This is a genomic window from Trichococcus sp. (assembly GCF_049589555.1).
In the GTDB taxonomy this organism is placed as follows: domain Bacteria; phylum Bacillota; class Bacilli; order Lactobacillales; family Aerococcaceae; genus Trichococcus.
Genome location: NZ_JBAWAZ010000366.1, coordinates 1 through 2,156, shown reverse-complemented (window position 1 = coordinate 2,156; position 2,156 = coordinate 1). Strand labels below are relative to the sequence as shown.

General features: G+C 38.6%; 3 protein-coding genes. All 3 read right to left on the bottom strand.

Going from position 1 to position 2,156, the window contains the following annotated elements; translation table 11 throughout:
* Positions 1-223: 223 nt before the first annotated feature.
* Positions 224-532 carry a hypothetical protein gene (locus WBV27_RS12640; protein ID WP_424202482.1) on the bottom strand — a complete coding sequence of 103 codons (309 nt, stop codon included), beginning with the start codon at positions 530-532 and terminating at the stop codon, positions 224-226.
* 28 nt (positions 533-560) lie between these two features.
* On the bottom strand, positions 561-1,310 hold the full coding sequence (gene istB, locus WBV27_RS12635; protein ID WP_424202481.1) for an IS21-like element helper ATPase IstB: 750 nt from the start codon (positions 1,308-1,310) through the stop codon (positions 561-563).
* A gap of 3 nt (positions 1,311-1,313) precedes the next feature.
* Positions 1,314-2,156, bottom strand: an 843-nt coding sequence (locus WBV27_RS12630; protein WP_424202480.1) for a Mu transposase domain-containing protein, incomplete at its 5' end; no start/stop codon positions are given.

Here is a 2,156-nt window from a genome sequence, read left to right as displayed (position 1 = left end):
TGAATACAGCATTGAATATGTACCACTAGTGCATTAATTTTTACCAGTAAGTGCATAGAATTGTACCAGTAATTGCAAAGCGTTTACCACTTCAAATGTCGCAAGCGACCATAATGACCATAAGGTCAACTAAGAGCCATTCCATATGATTCAGGAGCGGCTCTTAGTTGAGTTCTGATAAACTTCTATCTATAAAACTAAATCGACATCATTGGGTGGTGTACTAGAGCCATTTCATTATCTCGGAAATTGGGTGAGTTTTATTCCATTCAATACGTTCTTCGATAAGTGTTTGGTACTTTCTATATGCTGAAAAATCATCAAACACTTGATAGATATCTCCCTCTAAATCAGGGAACGGAAGACGTTCTTTATCCGATAATTCATTGACTGTACGTCTTAGTTCGATGACTTGTTCTTCCAACTCTGCAGAATATTCAAATAGGGCTGAGATAAAGGAAATCAGTTCATCCTCCTCAGATTGCTTATCTAACATTTCGTAATAATCCTCAGTTTCATCTTCATAACACATATTCGTTTAAACCTCCTCATATTGAAAATTAGTTGTGGATACCATGGCGTTCACGCATAGAAACTTTTCCATCCACGAGAATTTGATAAGAATCATGGATAATCCTATCTAAAATGGCATCAGCGATTTGTGGGTTTCCTAGTTTTGCGTGCCATCCTTCTGGATGGAACTGTGAACAGAAAATGGTTGATGCTGTTTTAAGCCGGGATTCGATTATTTCCAACAGGAAGGTTGAATTTTCTAACGAAAGATCTGTTAACAGCCATTCATCGATGATGAGTAGCTGAATTTTTTTATATTTATTGATTATTTTTCTGAAGCTGCCGTCTGCTAGGTTCTTAGAGATGGTTAATTCATCTAGTAATTCAGGAAGTCGGATGTATTTCACGTTGTAATATTGTCGGCAGGCCTGTATTCCGAAGGCATTGGCGATGTACGTTTTCCCATTCCCCGAAGCACCCATCAAAATGAGGTTATGATGATCTTCCAGATAGATTCCACTGGCTAGTTTTAAGATAAGGTTTTTATCTAGATTACGGTCCGTATGGTATTCGATGTCTTCAATGCTCGCAGTAGAATTTCTAAAGTTTGCGGCTTTGATCAACCTTTGTAGTTTGTTATTTTTTCGCCGAGAATACTCCAAATCAACCATGAGGTTGAAGCGATCTTCAAAGCTCATTGACTGATTATCTTTATTGGTCATCTGTTCATGATAGGATTCAAGCATTCCTGAAAGTTTTAATTCAGCTAACTTAGCTGATGTTTGCTCATTTAACATATATTATTTCCCTCCAAAATAGGACGCGCCGCGAGTGAATCCATGCGTCTGTGTACTAGTAGATTCAGTATTTGATTGGTTGGCTGCTTTCTTCTGCTTGTTGTTCTTTAGAATGGTCTGGATACTTTTAACAGAAGGCGAAGAAGCTAAACTTAACGCTGTGGAACAGGCTGATTCTATTTCCTCTTTTGAATATTTTTTACCAAAGCTCTTTAGAGACATGATGGACTTTAAAGCTTGCTTTTCATTTTGATAATGGTCCAAAAGGTATTGAACAACCTTGACTGTCGAAGAACCGACGGTTTCACCCCATTCTATGGACGATTCTGGGGTATGATCGACGTACATTTTGTGGTTATCTGGCATGTGGTCTCTTACGGTCGAGTATTGTCCAAATTTCCCGTGTAGACGTTTATGTGTTGCGATTCGCATGGAATTAAAATATAGTTCAATTAGATTCTCTGTCATCCGGATATCTATATTTTGTTGAATGTATTCGTATGGGGCGGAATAAAACATGCTTTCAACCGAGACGTGGTAGTTTAGTTGAACCTTTGCTTTTTTCCAGACAGACATCTTATAAGGTGCCAGTGGAAGAGGATTAAGTGCGAATTTTTCCTCTTCCTCGAAGGCACTGATTCTGGATCCTGGTTTCTTGGTGAACGGACGTTCATTGAATTCTTGTAGCTTCTTTCTGATTTCATGATTTAAATCTTCGATCGTAAAACAATGAGTATTGCGTAAGGCAGCTATAATCCAAGTAGAGATGACACCAACACTGCCTTCAACACTGGCTTTATCCGTCGGTGTGGAAACTCGCGCAGGTAAAATGATGGACCCGTAATG